We start from the raw sequence: 16011 nt of genomic DNA, 5'->3' as shown, positions 1-16011 counted from the left end.
GGCACAAGGCTTTAAGGTCAAAGAGCGATAAATGAATGTATTGCTAGAAAGATTATGTGATATTGATCACCAATTATTACAACTCATTGAAAAAGACGAGCTAAGTGCTGAAGAAATCCTTGGATTGGTCGATACAAGGGAAGAGTTACTCAAACGAGTTATTAATGCTGTCGAGCAAGACCCCAGATTGGCAGAGAGTGAACAGTGGAGTTGCGCGATCAAACGCACTCAACAGGTCGTGATCACAATGGAAGCTCAAACCCAGCAGTTAGGGCAAAAACTTAGGCAATATCGCCATGGTTCACGCTCGCTCGCACAGTATAAAAAGTTTATTTAAAGAGGAATGCAATGCGCGGTTCATTACAGGCATACAAAAAAGTATCAGTAGATAGTCAACTTAGTGCAGCCTCACCGCATAAAGTGATTCAAATGCTGATGGCTGGCGCTATTGAGCGCTTAATCCAAGCGAAGGCGGCAATGCAACAAGGGAACATACCAGTTAAAGGCGAGCGCATCGGTAAAGCGTTGGACATCATCATCAGTTTGCGTAGTTGCTTATCTCTTGATGACGGCGGTGAAATCGCGAGTAATCTTGATCAATTGTACGAATTTATGATCACGCAGATCTCGGAAGCTAACCACGAAAATAATCCTCAGCCGATTGATGATGTGATTGAAATTATCAGAGAAATTAAGTCGGCATGGGACCAAATTCCTGCGGAATATCACAACCTGACAGCCACAGAAGTAGGTATTTAAGCGGAATTAACCTCTTAAACCTCGACTCGCTCGGTTGCCTTATCATTTTATAGTCAATAGAATAGACGCCATTATCCGCCTAATGGCGTTTTTTTGTCGCTAACTGACTGTTTTATAAATTCCAGGGACTTACCTTTAGTTTTCTTTATTTTCTCCGCGCTTTTATCTGATCCGGAGACTGGAAGTCTATAGAACGCAGTGAGTTAGCGACGTTAATCAAGGCATGACTATTCCACAATGCAAGGCTTAGCTAAATTACTGGTTATCGAGGACGACTCTCAAGGGCGTATCAATCTTGGCACTATTTTAGAGTTTGTCGGGGAGCATTGCGTTGCAATCGATTCCAATCAGCTAAACACCGTTGACTGGAACGCCTCATGGTCAGGCTGCATCATTGGCAACATGGAAGGCGGAAGCTTAACATCGAAGCTTTGCAAGCAACTTACACGGTCCAATCACATTCCACTTTTGGTCCTTGGTAAGCATACCCCTCAAGTTGAAAATCTTTCTCACTTTGTCGGTGAGCTCGACTTTCCTCTGAACTACCCACAATTGAGTGATGCACTGCGACATTGCCGAGAGTTCCTTGGTCGCAAAGGCGTACAAGTCCCTTCTTCGGCTCGCAAGAATACCCTTTTTCGAAGCCTTGTTGGTCAAAGCCACGGCATTCAAGAGGTGAGGCATTTGATCGAACAAGTCTCTGGATCAGATGCAAATGTGTTGATACTCGGAGAGTCGGGTACGGGCAAAGAAGTCGTTGCACGTAATATTCACTATCATTCTACACGCAGAAACGGCCCATTCGTTCCTGTTAACTGTGGTGCGATACCACCGGATCTACTAGAGAGTGAGCTCTTTGGTCACGAAAAAGGCGCTTTTACTGGTGCGATCACGTCCCGTAAAGGGCGCTTCGAGTTAGCTGAGGGCGGTACACTGTTTCTTGATGAAATTGGTGATATGCCAATGCCGATGCAAGTCAAACTCTTACGCGTTTTACAAGAAAGAGTCTTTGAGCGCGTGGGTGGTAACAGTGTGATTAAAGCCAATGTACGTATTGTGGCAGCGACACACCGTAACCTTGAGGCTATGATCAGTAGGGGCGAATTTAGGGAAGATCTCTACTACCGACTCAATGTATTTCCAATTGAAATGCCTTCATTGAAAGAGCGAAAAGAAGATATTCCTTTGTTGCTTCAAGAGCTGCTAACGCGCCTGGAAGCTGAAGGTGGGCAACCTATCTGCTTTGCACCGCGAGCGGTAAACTCGTTAATGGAACACGACTGGCCAGGAAATGTTCGTGAGTTAGCAAACCTGGTTGAGAGAATGGTGATCCTCTATCCAAATAGTTTGGTAGATGTAAACCATTTACCTGTTAAGTATCGCTACAGTGATATTCCTGAATTCCAACCAGAAAAAATGGTCTATCGTTCAATTGAAGAGCAAGAGCGTGACGTACTCGATAGCATCTTTTCTGATGATTTTAGCTTTTCTGAACCAGAATCTGAGAGCTTTAATGCCCCCAAATCCTTACCTCCAGAAGGGGTGAACCTTAAAGAGCTACTTGCGGAACTAGAAGTGACTATGATCACTCAAGCTTTAGATGTTCAAGAGGGTATTGTCGCCAGAGCCGCTGACATGTTGGGTATGCGCCGTACCACACTGGTAGAAAAAATGCGCAAATACAATCTTAATCGTTAGCTCTGCGAAACCACACATTAAGTCGGCTAGTTGGTGGTGACAATTATTTGACGCATGTAAGACAATGAAAAATAAAAGAAATAGCTCGGCATGCTAATTGCATTGTTGGGCTATTATTGTTTTTGCCGTTTTAAACGTCATCAAAATGACCAAGGACGTGACAAACAAGTATGAATGTTTAGTACTTAGTGCAGAGAAAAGGAAGCAAGCTCTCAATGGATAATGGCGTATCTGAATTACCATCGACCTCAGACGGAGTCACCTCGCACCTAGACTCTTTGGAAGCGCAGGTTGAGCGTTACCAGCAAGTGATCGATGTTATGCCTGCAGGCGTTATATTGCTGGATGGTCAGGGTGTGGTTCGCGAAGCAAATCCAGAAGCCGAGCGAATTCTCGAATTGCCCCTTGTTGGTCATCGATGGTTTGAACTTATTCAACTGGCTTTTGATCCCAAAGAAGATGATGGCCATGAAATCTCACTGCGTAACGGCCGAAAAGTTCGCTTGGCGATATCAGCATCCTCTACCGGGCAACTGATTCTTGTCACCGATTTGACTGAAACCCGACTATTGCAGTCTCGGGTTAGCGACTTGCAACGTTTATCTTCGCTTGGCCGGATGGTAGCTTCGCTAGCGCATCAAGTTAGAACGCCTTTATCGAGCGCTATGTTGTACGCCTCGAATCTTGCTGCGCCAAACTTACCAGAAGCGACAAAATCGCGCTTTCAAACCAAGTTAATGGATCGACTGCAAGATCTAGAAAAACAGGTCAATGACATGCTGTTGTTTGCAAAAGGCGGCGACAACAAAGTCGTTAAACCTTTTCAATTAAAAGACCTGGTTGCCGAATTCCAACCTATGGTAGAAGCGCCAATTAAAAGCAATCAAATTGATTATTTTATCGAAGTAGAACAAGAAGATGTCGCTCTACTTGGTAATGTCAATGCCCTTGCTTCTGCACTGAGTAACCTGGTTCTCAATGCGATTCAAATTGCGGGTAAACAAGCACAGATAGATGTGTTCTTTCGCCCGGTACGAGGTGAATTAAAAATCTCGGTCCAAGATAGCGGCCCAGGGGTCCCTCCTGAGCTGCAAGCAAAAATAATGGAACCCTTTTTCACGACTCGTTCTCAAGGTACAGGACTTGGGTTAGCAGTGGTTCAAATGGTTTGTCGTGCACACGATGGACGCCTTGAGTTGCTGTCAGAAGAGGGAGACGGAGCTTGTTTTACGATGTGTTTGCCACTTGCAAACGATAAAACATCCGGCGAGCAAGAAACGAATGGAGTAAATGATGGCTCAGAGTAAAGTACTGATTGTAGAAGATGACGAAGGGTTACGCGAAGCGCTCGTCGACACCCTTGCCCTTGCTGGATATGACTGGGTAGAAGCTGATTGTGCCGAAGATGCATTGATTAAACTCAAAGCGCAGCAAATTGATATTGTCGTGTCGGATGTTCAAATGGCTGGAATGGGCGGCTTAGCGTTGTTACGTAATATCAAACAAAATTGGCCTAAATTGCCTGTACTGCTAATGACCGCGTACGCCAATATCGAAGATGCCGTTGAAGCGATGAAAGAGGGCGCTATCGATTACATGGCAAAACCTTTCGCCCCTGAAGTGTTACTCAATATGGTTGGACGCTACGCGCCACATAAATCTGAGGACGATGGTAACGCTGTTGTCGCTGACGAGAAGAGTCTCAAGCTGTTAGCTCTGGCTGAAAAAGTCGCTAAAACCGATGCAAACGTTATGGTTCTTGGGCCAAGTGGATCAGGCAAGGAAGTGATGTCTCGCCACATCCATAAAACATCAACACGCGCTAATGGGCCTTTTGTGGCAATTAACTGTGCGGCCATTCCCGACAATATGCTTGAAGCAACACTGTTTGGTTATGAAAAAGGGGCATTTACTGGCGCTGTACAAGCGTGTCCAGGAAAATTTGAGCAGGCTCAAGGCGGCACAATATTGCTCGATGAAATTAGCGAAATGGATCTGAATTTGCAGGCAAAACTTCTACGTGTGTTGCAAGAACGTGAAGTTGAAAGACTGGGCAGCCGAAAGAGCGTTGCTTTGGATGTGAGAGTATTGGCGACCAGTAACCGAGATTTAAAGCAATATGTGCAAGAAGGCAACTTTCGCGAGGATTTGTACTATCGCCTGAATGTTTTCCCAATTACTTGGCCTGCCCTGCGTGATCGACTTGGGGACATTACTCCACTGGCGTTGCACTTAATCGAAAGGCACTGTAAAAAGCTGGGTCTTCCAGTGATAGGACTTAGTGAAACAGCGAAGCAAAAACTGCTTCAATACACTTGGCCAGGCAATGTACGTGAACTCGACAACGTTATTCAAAGAGCGCTAATCCTGAGTGATGAAAAAGACATCGATGCCGAACACATCCTGATTGAAGGACTGGATTGGCAAGACGCGAGTAGTTTGCAGCAAGTGGTTAGCGGTGAAATCGCTCAACCGATTATTGCGCCTGTTGCCGGGTTTAGCGCACCAGTAGAACGTGCTGTTTCCCTTGGCGATGGCTTAGGGAATGAACTGAGAGACCAAGAGTTCACCATTATTCTTGATACGCTCAAAGAATGTCAGGGGCGTCGCAAAGACATGGCAGAGAAGTTGGGGATTAGCCCTCGGACTTTGCGCTACAAGCTCGCGAAAATGCGTGACGCAGGAATAGACATTCCAGCTTAGTAGTGCGTACTAGTGCACAAAAAGCGACGCTCAATGGCATATATTTTGCTGTGTTAGATATAGTGGAAGCATAAGAACAGCGATAGTCAAATTATTGACGAAATGAGGACCGCATGAAAGTTCAGGGATTACAAAGTGAAATGCAAGCAATGATGCTAGAAGCAACTAACAGCCGGCCCGCAGCAAGCGGCCATACGGTTGGCGCTGACTTTGGTAATATGCTCAATAACGCCATTAATAACGTTAATGGCCTGCAAAAATCCTCTGGTGATCTACAAATGCGATTTGACCGCGGCGACGAAAACGTGTCGCTGTCTGATGTGATGATTGCCCGCAACAAATCCAGTGTCGCGTTTGAGGCAACGATTCAAGTGAGAAACAAGCTTGTCGATGCTTACAAAGAACTAATGAACATGCCGGTATAAGTTAGGTATTAAATAGTGGCTCAAGATACTCATTCGACCGATTTAGCCGTTGTTGATGGTGGTCAGGATACCGCCCTCATGGCCAGTTCTGACATTGACAGTAACAGTCAGAACCCCGACGCTAACGAGAAAAGTAGCTCCAAATTTGACTTGGCAATGGGCGATCTCGATTTGCTAAGGCAGATCGTATTGGTATTGTCGATTTCAATCTGTGTTGCTCTTATTGTAATGCTCTTCTTTTGGGTAAAAGAACCAGAGATGCGCCCGTTGGGGGTATATGAAACCGAAGAACTTATTCCTGTTCTTGACTACCTCGATCAGAAAAAAATCGCCTACAACCTTCAAGGTAATACCTTGAGCGTTCCCGTGAGTGATTATAATGGACTGAAGCTTGATCTTGCCAGAGCAGGCCTTAATCGTGAAAGCAATACTGGCGATGACATTCTCATGAATGACATGGGTTTTGGTGTTTCTCAGCGTCTTGAACAAGAGCGTTTAAAGCTGAGCCGTGAGCGTCAATTAGCCAAAGCGATCGAACAGATGAAACAGGTACGCAAAGCCAAAGTGTTGTTGGCGTTGCCTAAGCAGAGTGTATTTGTAAGGCACAATCAAGAAGCTTCGGCATCGGTGTTTTTAACCTTGGCAACAGGGTCGGTGTTGAAACAAGAAGAAGTAGATTCTGTGGTCGATATGGTAGCCAGCGCTGTACCTGGCATGAAGCCAACGCGTATCACCGTTACTGACCAACACGGACGCTTGTTAAGTTCTGGCTCGCAAGATCCTATGTCAGCTGCGCGACGCAAAGAACATGACTTAGAAAGAAAACAAGAACAGGCTCTTCGTGAAAAAATCGATTCAGTACTGATCCCGATCCTTGGCCTGGGTAATTACACAGCGCAAGTCGATATCGAATTAGATTTCAGTGCTGTTGAACAAACAAGAAAGCGCTTTGACCCAAATACGCCTGCCACGCGCAGCGAATACACATTAGAAGATTACAACAACGGTAATGTAGTCGCTGGGGTTCCGGGGGCATTAAGTAATCAGCCACCCGCGGATGCGTCAATACCGACCGACGTCGCGCAGATGAAAGATGGCTCTATACTTGGGCAAGGCTCTGTTCATAAAGAAGCGACTCGTAATTTTGAACTCGACACCACGATCAGTCATGAACGAAAGCAAACTGGTGTGGTGAATCGCCAAACCGTGGCCGTGGCAATTAAAAATCGTCAAAACGTTAACCCAGACAGTGGCGAGGTCACCTATCAACCTCGCTCAGAAAGTGAATTATCTGCGATTCGACAAGTGCTTATTGGAGCCGTGGGTTACAGTGAAGCACGCGGCGATTTACTTAATGTCCTTAGCGTGACTTTCGAAGAGCCAATGGAGCATACATTAGCTGATGCCCCTATCTGGGAGCATCCAAATTTCAACGATTGGATCCGCTGGTTGGCAAGTGCCGTTGTCATAATCGTGGTTGTTCTTGTGCTCATTCGTCCTGCGATGAAAAAACTGCTTAATCCATCCGTCAATGATGAGGAAGAGCAGCTATACGGTCCTGATGGTTTACCACTTGGTGCCGATGGCGAGACCAGTTTGATTTCTGGCGATATTGAAGGCGGTGAATTGTTCGAATTTAGCAGTGGTATCGATCTGCCGAATCTACATAAAGATGAAGATGTTCTCAAAGCTGTGAGAGCTTTGGTTGCAAACGAGCCTGAACTCGCAGCTCAGGTGGTGAAAAATTGGATGGCTGAAACCTAAATGGCAAATGAAATCATAGCAAAACAAGGTGATGGGGTTGCTGAAACCACGGTCGACATTGCCTCGATCAGTGGCGAAGAAAAGGCAGCAATCTTGTTGCTCAGTCTCAACGAGCAGGACGCTGCGAGCATTATTCGCCACCTAGAGCCTAAACAGGTACAAAAGGTTGGTAGTGCTATGGCCAAAGCCAACGATCTCAATCAGGAGAAAGTCGGGGCGGTGCATCGTGCTTTTCTGGAGGACATCCAAAAATACACCAATATCGGTATGGGTAGCGAAGACTTTATGCGTAATGCCTTAGTGGCAGCATTAGGCGAAGATAAAGCGAATAATTTGGTGGATCAGATCTTACTTGGTACCGGTTCTAAAGGCCTAGATTCCCTCAAATGGATGGATCCAAGACAAGTTGCCAGCATCATTTTAAACGAGCACCCACAGATCCAAACCATTGTTTTATCCTACTTGGAAGCGGATCAATCAGCAGAAATTCTATCTCAGTTCCCAGAGCGTGTTCGCCTTGATCTGATGATGCGAATCGCTAACCTAGAAGAAGTTCAACCTTCAGCGTTGGCAGAGCTCAACGAAATCATGGAAAAACAATTTGCTGGTCAAGCTGGTGCTCAGGCTGCGAAAATTGGTGGCCTTAAAGCTGCGGCTGAAATTATGAACTATCTCGATAATAACGTTGAAAGTGCATTGATGGATCATATTCGTGATCATGATGAAGACATGGCAACACAAATCCAAGATCTTATGTTTGTCTTTGAAAACCTAATCGAAGTTGATGATCAAGGTATTCAAAAGCTACTTAGAGATGTTCCACAAGATGTGCTTCAAAGAGCGCTCAAAGGCACTGACGATACTCTCCGAGAGAAAATATTCATCAATATGTCCAACCGCGCCGCCGATATGATGCGTGAAGACATCGAAGCTATGCCACCTGTGCGAGTGTCTGATGTAGAGTCAGCGCAAAAAGAAATCCTCACTATTGCTCGCCGTATGGCCGACAACGGTGATCTGGCACTAACTGGTGGTGCCGATGAGTTCTTATAACTTTTGCTGCGTAAACTCTAAGTTAAACGAAGAATACTATGTCAAACGATAGAAAACGTGGTTTTTTACGACCTTCAGAAGACAACAGTGTCGAAGCAGCCCACTCGTGGGGGTTGCCAGATTATAGTTCGCAAACCACACAACAGGCGCGTGAAACTGCATTCAATTACGATCCCGGTTGGGCACCATCCGAGCCTTCAGAAGCTGAAGAGGAGCCGCTTGAACTGACCGAAGAACAATTCGAACAGATTAAGCAAGGAGCCTATCAAGAAGGACTGTTTCAGGGCCAAGAAGCCGGCTTTAAACAAGGCTATGACAAAGGAAAAGAAGAAGGCTTACAAGACGGCCACGAAGAGGGGCTCGCCGCCGGCAAAGTAGAAGGTGTTGCTGCAGGTGAAGACTATATCAAGCAGCAAGTAGAGACCTTTGTCCAGTTGGCAAATCAGTTTGCTCAACCATTAGAGTTAATGAACGCCCAAGTTGAGAAGCAGCTGATAGATATGGTTTTAGCGCTGACTAAAGAAGTCATTCATGTTGAAGTGCAAACCAATCCTCAGATTGTTTTAGATACCTTAAAGCAGTCCGTTGAAGCCTTGCCAATTCTTGGGCATGCGATCACGATTAAGCTCAACCCTCAAGATGTTGATATTATTAAAGCAGCGTATGGCGATGAAGAGATTGCAACTCGCAATTGGACCTTGCTTATTGAGCCAGCCTTAAATCGCGGTGATGTTCAAATCGAAGCCGGCGAGTCGAGTGTTAATTACCGTATGGAAGAGCGAGTGCGTTCAGTATTGCAAAATTTTTGTGGTATTAATCGGCACCAGGGAGGTGAGTAATGCTTGCCCTTGCTGATCGTCTGGCTAATTACAAAAGTCATGGTTTTAAATCTCGCGCGATCGCGTCAGGCAAACTTGTTCGAGTGGTTGGATTGACCCTTGAAGCAACAGGCTGTAAAGCCCCTATTGGAAGCTTGTGTACAGTAGAAACTATGTCAGGCGATATGGAGGCTGAAGTTGTCGGGTTTTCCGGAGATAACCTATTTTTGATGCCTAGTGAGCAGATCACAGGAGTGTTGCCCGGAGCGAAGGTCACCCCATTAGTCGGCGAAACGGGCGTTCCGGTTGGTATGGAGTTACTCGGGCGTGTGATTGATGGCGTCGGTAACCCCCTTGATGGCTTGGGTGAAATATACACTGACCAGAAGTCGTCATTTGTTGCGCAGACCATTAACCCATTAGCACGAAAGCCAATCACTGAGCCACTCGACGTTGGTCTCAAAGCCATTAATGGCTTACTCACGGTAGGTAAAGGTCAACGTATTGGCCTCTTTGCAGGTTCAGGCGTCGGTAAATCGGTGACGCTGGGCATGATGACTCGCGGCACCACCGCGCAAGTTGTGGTTGTTGGCTTGATTGGTGAACGTGGCCGAGAGGTAAAAGAATTCATCGAGGAAATCCTCGGCGAATCAGGGCGTCAGCGTTCAGTTGTGGTCGCCGCACCCGCTGATTCGTCGCCATTGATGAGACTTAAGGGCTGTCAAACCGCATTGACGATCGCTGAGTATTTTAGAGATCAAGGCTTCGATGTTTTATTGCTCATGGACTCCTTGACTCGTTTTGCACAAGCTCAACGTGAAATTGCGCTATCTGTGGGCGAACCGCCAGCGACAAAAGGTTATCCACCTTCCGTCTTTGCCAAGCTACCCGCATTGGTTGAGCGAGCGGGTAATGGTAGTGAGAATCAAGGTTCCATTACGGCCTTTTTTACCGTATTAACTGAGGGTGATGATCTTCAAGATCCGATAGCTGACGCAGCGCGAGCGATATTAGACGGTCACGTCGTTCTATCGCGAGAAATGGCGGACGCTGGGCACTATCCTGCGATCGATGTTGAGAAGTCTGTGAGCCGAGTAATGCCGCAAATTACCGATGACCAACACCTATTAATGTCAAAAGCGGTTCGACAAATTCTTTCTGTATGTCGAAAAAATCAGGACTTGGTATCGATTGGTGCTTATAAGCCGGGAACCGACCCTGCTATCGACAGCGCATTTACCCTGAAACCAAAACTTGATCAGTATTTGCAGCAAAGTATGAAGGACTCCGTGCCTTATGATATGTGCATTAATATGCTCAAACAATTGCTACAGGTTGAGTAACCTATGGACAATGCACTCGATTTTCTTTTAGAGCAAGCTAAAGACAACGAAGAACAAGCGGTGCTTGCTCTTAATAAAGCTCAAGTGGAACTCGATGATTACTATAAGCAGGTTCAGCAGATCGAGCAGTACCGTTTAGACTATTGTAATCAATTGGTTCAGCGAGGAATGAAGGGGTTAACGGCCAGTGAATATGGCCACTTGAACCGCTTCTTGACGCAACTTGATGAAACTCTTTCCAAGCAGCGTTCGGCAGAATCTCATTTCAAAACACAAGTCGAAAACTGCCAAGATTACTGGCATAACACCAGGACCCAGCGCCGATCGTATGAATGGATGATGGAGAAGCGCTTAAAAGAAAAACGTCAAAAAGAAGAAAAAATTGAACAAAAGCAAATGGACGAATTTGCCAACTTACTGTTTTCTCGCCGTAAAGCTCAACGCTAGCGAAACTCTTGTTTAATGGCGTAATTATTGCATCATTAACAGGTTAAATGGTGGAAGGGGCGATTTATTGCCGCTTGCTGCTAAGGACATGGGCAAATTTTTTAGAAAGGCACTTTTCACGATGAGCTTCTCTGTATCTACGACTAATTCAGCACCAACCGTTAATGCAAAAGGCATTGCTGTTTCTAATAAGCCAGCAACTCCTAGCGAAGGCGAAGAAGTTCAAGGCTTTTGGAGTCGAATTTCGGCTGCTATGGAAGGGAGCGAGTCTGGGGAAACAAAAGACGTATCCTCTGGTGAGTCCTCAGATGTCATGTTGACAATAAACGATGATGACTCCTCTGACAGTGAAAAAGTGATTCTAGACTCTGACGACATGATGGCGACCGATGGCGTCAAAAAAATGACTTCAGAAGAGTTGGATGACACTGATGTTATCGTCAAAGGAGTCTCACAAGGCTCTGACTCTGACCATAAGCCAGCAGAAAATAGCGTACCAGCCGATGAGGTTGTTGCTGAAGGTGCGGTTTTATTAGGTCGATTAGACGAGTCAAATAAAACGCTGCAGAAGTCAGCATCTAGCCAAGGTGACTCCAAAGAGCAACAGCTCGCATCAAACGAGACCGTAGAGCAGAAGTCAGTGTCAAGCGCTGAAGGAACAACGGCCATATTGGCAGGCTCAAAAATAGAGTCTGAACAACAAACAATAGAGCCGACATCACCAGCAGTGTTATCAGAAGATACTCCGCTAAGTAAAGAGCTTAGCTCTGACTCTAAACTAGCGAATGGAAAGTTGATACCTGATTTTGAAAAAGTTTCAAAAGGCAATGCCAATAGCAACCAAATTGTCTGGAGCAAGGAAGGCCAAGGTAACGACACCAAAGGTATGGCCGTCGCGACCATGATGGCACCCGTTTCCGAAGGTGAAAAAACCACTCAGATGTTAAATGAATCTCATTCATCTTCGGCGCAACTCAACTCAGCCGTGGGAATGCAGCAAGTCTTAACAGCATCGCCAGCGGCGACGTCTGCAGCTGATTCATCACAGCAAGCGGCAATGATTGCAGGCTTAGGAGTTACGACAGGTGCTAAAGGACTAGAAAAGCGTCCGTTGGGAAATGAAGTCACGGAAAATGGACTCGCTCCTACAACGAGCTTGAACAGTACCACGGCAATGAATCAGTTAAGGGCAGATCAGCCCACAGCAAACGCGCAATCTCCTTTGGTATTAACGAAAGAGAATGCTGGTGAGCAAGTAGCCGAAAGGCTACAAATGATGATGTCGAAAAATCTAAAACACGTTGATATTCGTTTAGACCCACCCGAACTTGGCAGAATGCAGATCCGCATGAGCCTGAACAGCGACGCTGCGAGCGTACATTTTACCGTTCAGAATCAGCAGACTCGAGATCTTGTTGATCAAGCCATGCCAAGGCTTCGTGAAATGTTGGCTCAGCAAGGGTTGCAGCTCGCTGATAGCTCTGTTCAACAACAAAGTTCAGGGCAACAACAAATGGCACAGCATCAAGGCAGCGACAATGGCTCATCTCAGCTGGCGAGCGGAGAGCACGATGCTGAATCGATGGAAGGCGCAACTTCGATCGAAATGAACGTGACTGAGAAGTCCGATGGAATTAGTCTTTACGCCTAGTCAGGCATGATAAAGGAATGGAGCCAGAATGGCTGAAGAAATACAAACGGGTAATGCTGGCTTAAATAAGAAGTTATTGATTATTGTTGTCGCGGCATTAGTGTTGCTACTGTCAATTGGCTCAATGGCTTACTTGTTATTAGGCGGCGATTCAACCCCCGAAAGAACAACTTTCGCAAGCGCTGAACCTAAGCGGATGACCAATCCGATAAGCTATGTGAACATTGCTCAGCCTTTTATTTTTAATGTTTCTGGTCAGTCACGAGATCGTGTGGTGCAAATCAAAGTACAGTTAATGGTACGTGGCTTAGAAAATGAAGAATTGGCCAGACACCACTCTCCTTTGGTGGAAAGTACTTTATTATCTACGTTTGCTTCTATGTCAGTAGAGCAACTTCGTAGTTCAAATGGTCGAGTAGAATTAAGAGAACAAGCCACAAACGACATTCAGGTGAGCCTATCTAAAGTGGTCGGCCGCCCCGTCGTTGAAAAAGTACTATTTACAGACTTCGTTATTCAGTAGGTAATTTGTGACCGATTTATTAAGCCAAGATGAAATTGATGCTCTACTTCACGGCGTTGATGATGTGGATGAGGTGGAGGACGAGTTAGATCAAGACCCCAGCAGTGTGGTCAATTTTGATTTTTCATCGCAAGATCGCATCGTTCGTGGTCGAATGCCGACCCTCGAACTTATCAATGAACGTTTTGCCCGTCATATGCGGATAAGCTTATTTAATATGCTCCGTAAAACGGCAGAAGTGTCGATTAACGGCGTGCAAATGATGAAGTTTGGCGAGTATCAAAACACATTGTATGTGCCGACAAGTCTGAACATGGTGCGCTTTAGACCGCTTAAAGGTACCGCTCTCATTACCATGGAAGCAAGGCTTGTTTTTATTTTGGTTGAAAACTTTTTTGGCGGTGACGGACGTTTTCACGCCAAGATCGAAGGCCGGGAGTTTACGCCCACCGAAAGGCGCATCATTCAACTGTTGATGAAAACTGTTTTCGAAGATTACAAGGAAGCTTGGTCTCCGGTTATGGGTGTAGAGTTTGAGTATTTGGACTCCGAAGTAAACCCAAGTATGGCGAATATTGTTAGTCCAACAGAAGTTATCGTTGTCAGCTCTTTCCATATTGAGGTTGACGGTGGTGGCGGTGACTTTCATGTCGTGATGCCTTACTCCATGGTAGAGCCGATACGCGAGTTACTCGATGCAGGTGTACAATCGGACAAAATGGAAACGGATGTTCGTTGGAGCAGTGCGTTGCGTGAAGAAATCATGGATGTACCCGTCAACTTTCGCGTTAACCTCTTAGAAAAAGATGTTTCTCTAAGAGACTTGATGGAGCTGCAAGTCGGCGACATCATACCGATAGACATGCCAGAAAATGCGACGATGTTTGTAGAAGAATTGCCAACCTATCGGGTGAAGATGGGTCGCTCGGGCGAGAAAATGGCAGTCCAAATTTCAGAAAAAATTAGACGTCCAGATGTTGTCAAAACAGATTTAGCCTTTCTTGGAAAAGATATCATGGCCGAACTTGACAATGTGGAAGAAGACCAAGAATAACCGATGAGAGTTAATTAGATTATGGGAACGACAGACGATCAAAAACTAGCCGACGAATGGGCCGCTGCATTGGGTCAGGATCCATTGGCGCCAAGTACCGACGTAGACATTGATGATGTGCTTGCAGCACCGCTTGACGAATTGAAAGATGACGCTGCGCCGATCAGCGTTGATGAAAGACGCAAGCTCGACACTATCATGGATATTCCCGTCACGATCTCTATGGAAGTAGGGCGTTCACAAATTAGCATTCGTAACTTGTTACAGCTAAACCAAGGCTCAGTGGTCGAACTGGATCGTATTGCCGGAGAATCCCTTGACGTAATGGTCAATGGAACGCTCATCGCCCATGGTGAAGTTGTGGTGGTAAACGACAAATTTGGTATCCGACTAACCGATGTCATTAGCCAAACCGAACGAATTAAGAAGCTAAGATAACGCTATGTTGAAACAAGTTATGCGCAGTGGTCTCGGTGTTGTCGCTTCTTGCTTGTCAGGCTTTGTCATGGCGCAAAGTGAAGACGTGGTCAGCAGTACTGAAAGCCCAATTGTAGGGAGTGGAGCGACGCAATTAGATTTGGCTGCGACGACAGGCTCTCTAGTACTGGTTATTGCTATTATATTGGGCCTGGCTTGGCTGCTAAAACGTATGCGAGTGCCGAACCTGGTGCAGCAGCAAGGGCTTAAGATTGTCAGACAGTTACCTGTAGGCACTAAAGAGCGTATTGCGATTGTTGAAGCAGGGAATGAACAGTTTTTGGTTGGTATTACGCCACAATCGATTCAGTTGATTTCTAAGTTGGACCAGCCTTTACAGGAAACTGAGGCTGCTAAGCCCGCCTTCGCAAACCACTTAGCGCAATTATTGAGTAAAAATGCAAATAAGTAACCGTGGCTTTAAAACCCTGATCTTGTTAGTGGGTCTGATCTTTTCATTCTTTGCGACCGCAGAGGAAGGTATTACAACCCCCGTACCTGATGGAGCGGCTTTAGAGGCGGGAGTGACGGTAAGCGCCATGAAAGAAGATCGAGGAGCCGGTGGCAGTACCAGCGCATCTTCTTTCGGTACCGGGCCAGGTATCCCGGCTTTTACCATGAAAGCCAATGCCGATGGTAGTGAAGACTATTCAATAAATTTACAAATATTGGCGCTGATGACCATGCTTGGCTTTTTGCCAGCCATGGTTATTTTAATGACGTCATTCACTCGTATTGTCGTGGTGATGTCTATTTTAAGACAGGCGATGGGTTTGCAACAGACACCGTCTAACCAGGTCATCATTGGTATTGCAATTTTCCTAACCTTATTCATTATGTCGCCGGTGATCAATGAGGTGAATGATAAGGCAATACAGCCGTATTTAAATGAGCAGATCACCGCTAAACAAGCATTTTCACAAGCACAAGAACCTATGAAGAGCTTCATGCTCAAGCAAACACGGGTCAAAGACTTAGAGACGTTTGTTGAAATGTCCGGTTCACAGGCGCAAAACCCTGAAGATGTGTCGCTTGCGGTGTTGATCCCTGCATTTATTACCTCAGAATTGAAAACCGCTTTCCAAATTGGCTTCATGTTGTTTTTGCCTTTCTTAATCATTGACTTAGTTGTAGCGTCGATCTTGATGGCAATGGGTATGATGATGCTCTCGCCAATGATTGTCTCCTTACCATTTAAGCTGATGTTGTTTGTTTTGGTGGATGGCTGGAATCTTATTCTATCGACCTTAGCCGGAAGCTTTGCGTTGTAGCTACTGCAACAGCGAACGAGGAGTA

Annotated in this window: 17 protein-coding genes; all 17 read left to right on the top strand. The window is 45.8% G+C overall.

Going from position 1 to position 16011, the window contains the following annotated elements:
* Positions 1–31 precede the first annotated feature (31 nt).
* The 17 genes from fliT (at position 32) to fliP (ending at position 15986) form a co-directional block, all read left to right on the top strand.
* On the top strand, positions 32–337 hold the full coding sequence (gene fliT, locus LNL84_RS10955) for a flagellar protein FliT (RefSeq protein ID WP_244357284.1): 306 nt from the start codon (positions 32–34) through the stop codon (positions 335–337).
* A gap of 11 nt (positions 338–348) precedes the next feature.
* A complete protein-coding gene (fliS, locus tag LNL84_RS10950; RefSeq protein ID WP_244357283.1) occupies positions 349–759 on the top strand; it encodes a flagellar export chaperone FliS in 411 nt (136 codons plus the stop codon).
* Between the two features lie 237 nt (positions 760–996).
* A complete protein-coding gene (locus LNL84_RS10945; protein ID WP_244357282.1) occupies positions 997–2457 on the top strand; it encodes a sigma-54 dependent transcriptional regulator in 1461 nt (486 codons plus the stop codon).
* A gap of 215 nt (positions 2458–2672) precedes the next feature.
* Positions 2673–3764, top strand: coding sequence for a sensor histidine kinase (locus LNL84_RS10940; RefSeq protein ID WP_244357281.1), 1092 nt, complete (start codon positions 2673–2675; stop codon positions 3762–3764).
* The gene (locus LNL84_RS10935) at positions 3751–5160 is read left to right on the top strand and encodes a sigma-54-dependent transcriptional regulator (protein WP_244357280.1); all 1410 of its coding nucleotides are present in this window, start codon (positions 3751–3753) and stop codon (positions 5158–5160) included. The genes LNL84_RS10940 and LNL84_RS10935 overlap by 14 nt, the downstream gene beginning before the upstream one ends.
* 113 nt (positions 5161–5273) lie before the next feature.
* Positions 5274–5585 (top strand): flagellar hook-basal body complex protein FliE, encoded by a 312-nt coding sequence (gene fliE, locus LNL84_RS10930; RefSeq protein ID WP_244357279.1) that lies wholly within the window; start codon positions 5274–5276, stop codon positions 5583–5585.
* Positions 5586–5663: 78 nt separating this feature from the next.
* On the top strand, positions 5664–7349 hold the full coding sequence (fliF, locus tag LNL84_RS10925) for a flagellar basal-body MS-ring/collar protein FliF (protein ID WP_279611011.1): 1686 nt from the start codon (positions 5664–5666) through the stop codon (positions 7347–7349).
* Positions 7350–8402 (top strand): flagellar motor switch protein FliG, encoded by a 1053-nt coding sequence (gene fliG, locus LNL84_RS10920; RefSeq protein ID WP_244357277.1) that lies wholly within the window; start codon positions 7350–7352, stop codon positions 8400–8402.
* A 38-nt stretch (positions 8403–8440) separates the two neighbouring features.
* Positions 8441–9241 (top strand): flagellar assembly protein FliH, encoded by an 801-nt coding sequence (gene fliH, locus LNL84_RS10915; RefSeq protein ID WP_244357276.1) that lies wholly within the window; start codon positions 8441–8443, stop codon positions 9239–9241.
* Complete coding sequence (gene fliI, locus LNL84_RS10910; protein WP_244357275.1) at positions 9241–10563, top strand: flagellar protein export ATPase FliI; 1323 nt, start codon at positions 9241–9243, stop codon at positions 10561–10563. The genes fliH and fliI overlap by 1 nt, the downstream gene beginning before the upstream one ends.
* A gap of 3 nt (positions 10564–10566) precedes the next feature.
* Positions 10567–11010, top strand: a complete 444-nt coding sequence (gene fliJ / locus LNL84_RS10905; RefSeq protein ID WP_244357274.1) for a flagellar export protein FliJ — start codon at positions 10567–10569, stop codon at positions 11008–11010.
* 121 nt (positions 11011–11131) lie between these two features.
* Positions 11132–12661: a flagellar hook-length control protein FliK gene (locus LNL84_RS10900; RefSeq protein ID WP_244357273.1), complete on the top strand. Its 1530-nt coding sequence runs from the start codon at positions 11132–11134 to the stop codon at positions 12659–12661.
* A 28-nt stretch (positions 12662–12689) separates the two neighbouring features.
* Positions 12690–13184, top strand: coding sequence for a flagellar basal body-associated protein FliL (fliL, locus tag LNL84_RS10895; RefSeq protein WP_244357272.1), 495 nt, complete (start codon positions 12690–12692; stop codon positions 13182–13184).
* A 7-nt stretch (positions 13185–13191) separates the two neighbouring features.
* A complete protein-coding gene (gene fliM, locus LNL84_RS10890; protein WP_244357271.1) occupies positions 13192–14238 on the top strand; it encodes a flagellar motor switch protein FliM in 1047 nt (348 codons plus the stop codon).
* A gap of 21 nt (positions 14239–14259) precedes the next feature.
* The gene (gene fliN / locus LNL84_RS10885; RefSeq protein ID WP_244357270.1) at positions 14260–14676 is read left to right on the top strand and encodes a flagellar motor switch protein FliN; all 417 of its coding nucleotides are present in this window, start codon (positions 14260–14262) and stop codon (positions 14674–14676) included.
* Between the two features lie 67 nt (positions 14677–14743).
* Positions 14744–15127: a flagellar biosynthetic protein FliO gene (fliO, locus tag LNL84_RS10880; RefSeq protein ID WP_425244303.1), complete on the top strand. Its 384-nt coding sequence runs from the start codon at positions 14744–14746 to the stop codon at positions 15125–15127.
* Positions 15114–15986: a flagellar type III secretion system pore protein FliP gene (fliP, locus tag LNL84_RS10875; RefSeq protein ID WP_244357268.1), complete on the top strand. Its 873-nt coding sequence runs from the start codon at positions 15114–15116 to the stop codon at positions 15984–15986. Before fliO ends, fliP begins: the two co-directional genes overlap by 14 nt.
* The last annotated feature ends 25 nt before the right edge of the window (positions 15987–16011 follow it).

It is taken from the genome of Vibrio gelatinilyticus (genome assembly GCF_022836845.1).
In the GTDB taxonomy this organism is placed as follows: Bacteria; Pseudomonadota; Gammaproteobacteria; order Enterobacterales; family Vibrionaceae; genus Vibrio; species Vibrio gelatinilyticus.
Note: the sequence above shows the minus strand (reverse complement) of the source record. Positions and strands in the feature narration are given on the sequence as shown.

Excerpts from the sequence above, each read along its gene's own strand:
- fliT (WP_244357284.1), top strand. The coding sequence starts at position 32 with ATGAATGTATTGCTAGAAAGATTATGTGATATTGATCACCAATTATTA.
- fliS (WP_244357283.1), top strand. The coding sequence starts at position 349 with ATGCGCGGTTCATTACAGGCATACAAAAAAGTATCAGTAGATAGTCAA.
- LNL84_RS10945 (WP_244357282.1), top strand. The coding sequence starts at position 997 with ATGCAAGGCTTAGCTAAATTACTGGTTATCGAGGACGACTCTCAAGGG.
- LNL84_RS10940 (WP_244357281.1), top strand. The coding sequence starts at position 2,673 with ATGGATAATGGCGTATCTGAATTACCATCGACCTCAGACGGAGTCACC.
- LNL84_RS10935 (WP_244357280.1), top strand. The coding sequence starts at position 3,751 with ATGGCTCAGAGTAAAGTACTGATTGTAGAAGATGACGAAGGGTTACGC.
- fliE (WP_244357279.1), top strand. The coding sequence starts at position 5,274 with ATGAAAGTTCAGGGATTACAAAGTGAAATGCAAGCAATGATGCTAGAA.
- fliF (WP_279611011.1), top strand. The coding sequence starts at position 5,664 with ATGGCCAGTTCTGACATTGACAGTAACAGTCAGAACCCCGACGCTAAC.
- fliG (WP_244357277.1), top strand. The coding sequence starts at position 7,350 with ATGGCAAATGAAATCATAGCAAAACAAGGTGATGGGGTTGCTGAAACC.
- fliH (WP_244357276.1), top strand. The coding sequence starts at position 8,441 with ATGTCAAACGATAGAAAACGTGGTTTTTTACGACCTTCAGAAGACAAC.
- fliI (WP_244357275.1), top strand. The coding sequence starts at position 9,241 with ATGCTTGCCCTTGCTGATCGTCTGGCTAATTACAAAAGTCATGGTTTT.
- fliJ (WP_244357274.1), top strand. The coding sequence starts at position 10,567 with ATGGACAATGCACTCGATTTTCTTTTAGAGCAAGCTAAAGACAACGAA.
- LNL84_RS10900 (WP_244357273.1), top strand. The coding sequence starts at position 11,132 with ATGAGCTTCTCTGTATCTACGACTAATTCAGCACCAACCGTTAATGCA.
- fliL (WP_244357272.1), top strand. The coding sequence starts at position 12,690 with ATGGCTGAAGAAATACAAACGGGTAATGCTGGCTTAAATAAGAAGTTA.
- fliN (WP_244357270.1), top strand. The coding sequence starts at position 14,260 with ATGGGAACGACAGACGATCAAAAACTAGCCGACGAATGGGCCGCTGCA.
- fliO (WP_425244303.1), top strand. The coding sequence starts at position 14,744 with ATGGCGCAAAGTGAAGACGTGGTCAGCAGTACTGAAAGCCCAATTGTA.
- fliP (WP_244357268.1), top strand. The coding sequence starts at position 15,114 with ATGCAAATAAGTAACCGTGGCTTTAAAACCCTGATCTTGTTAGTGGGT.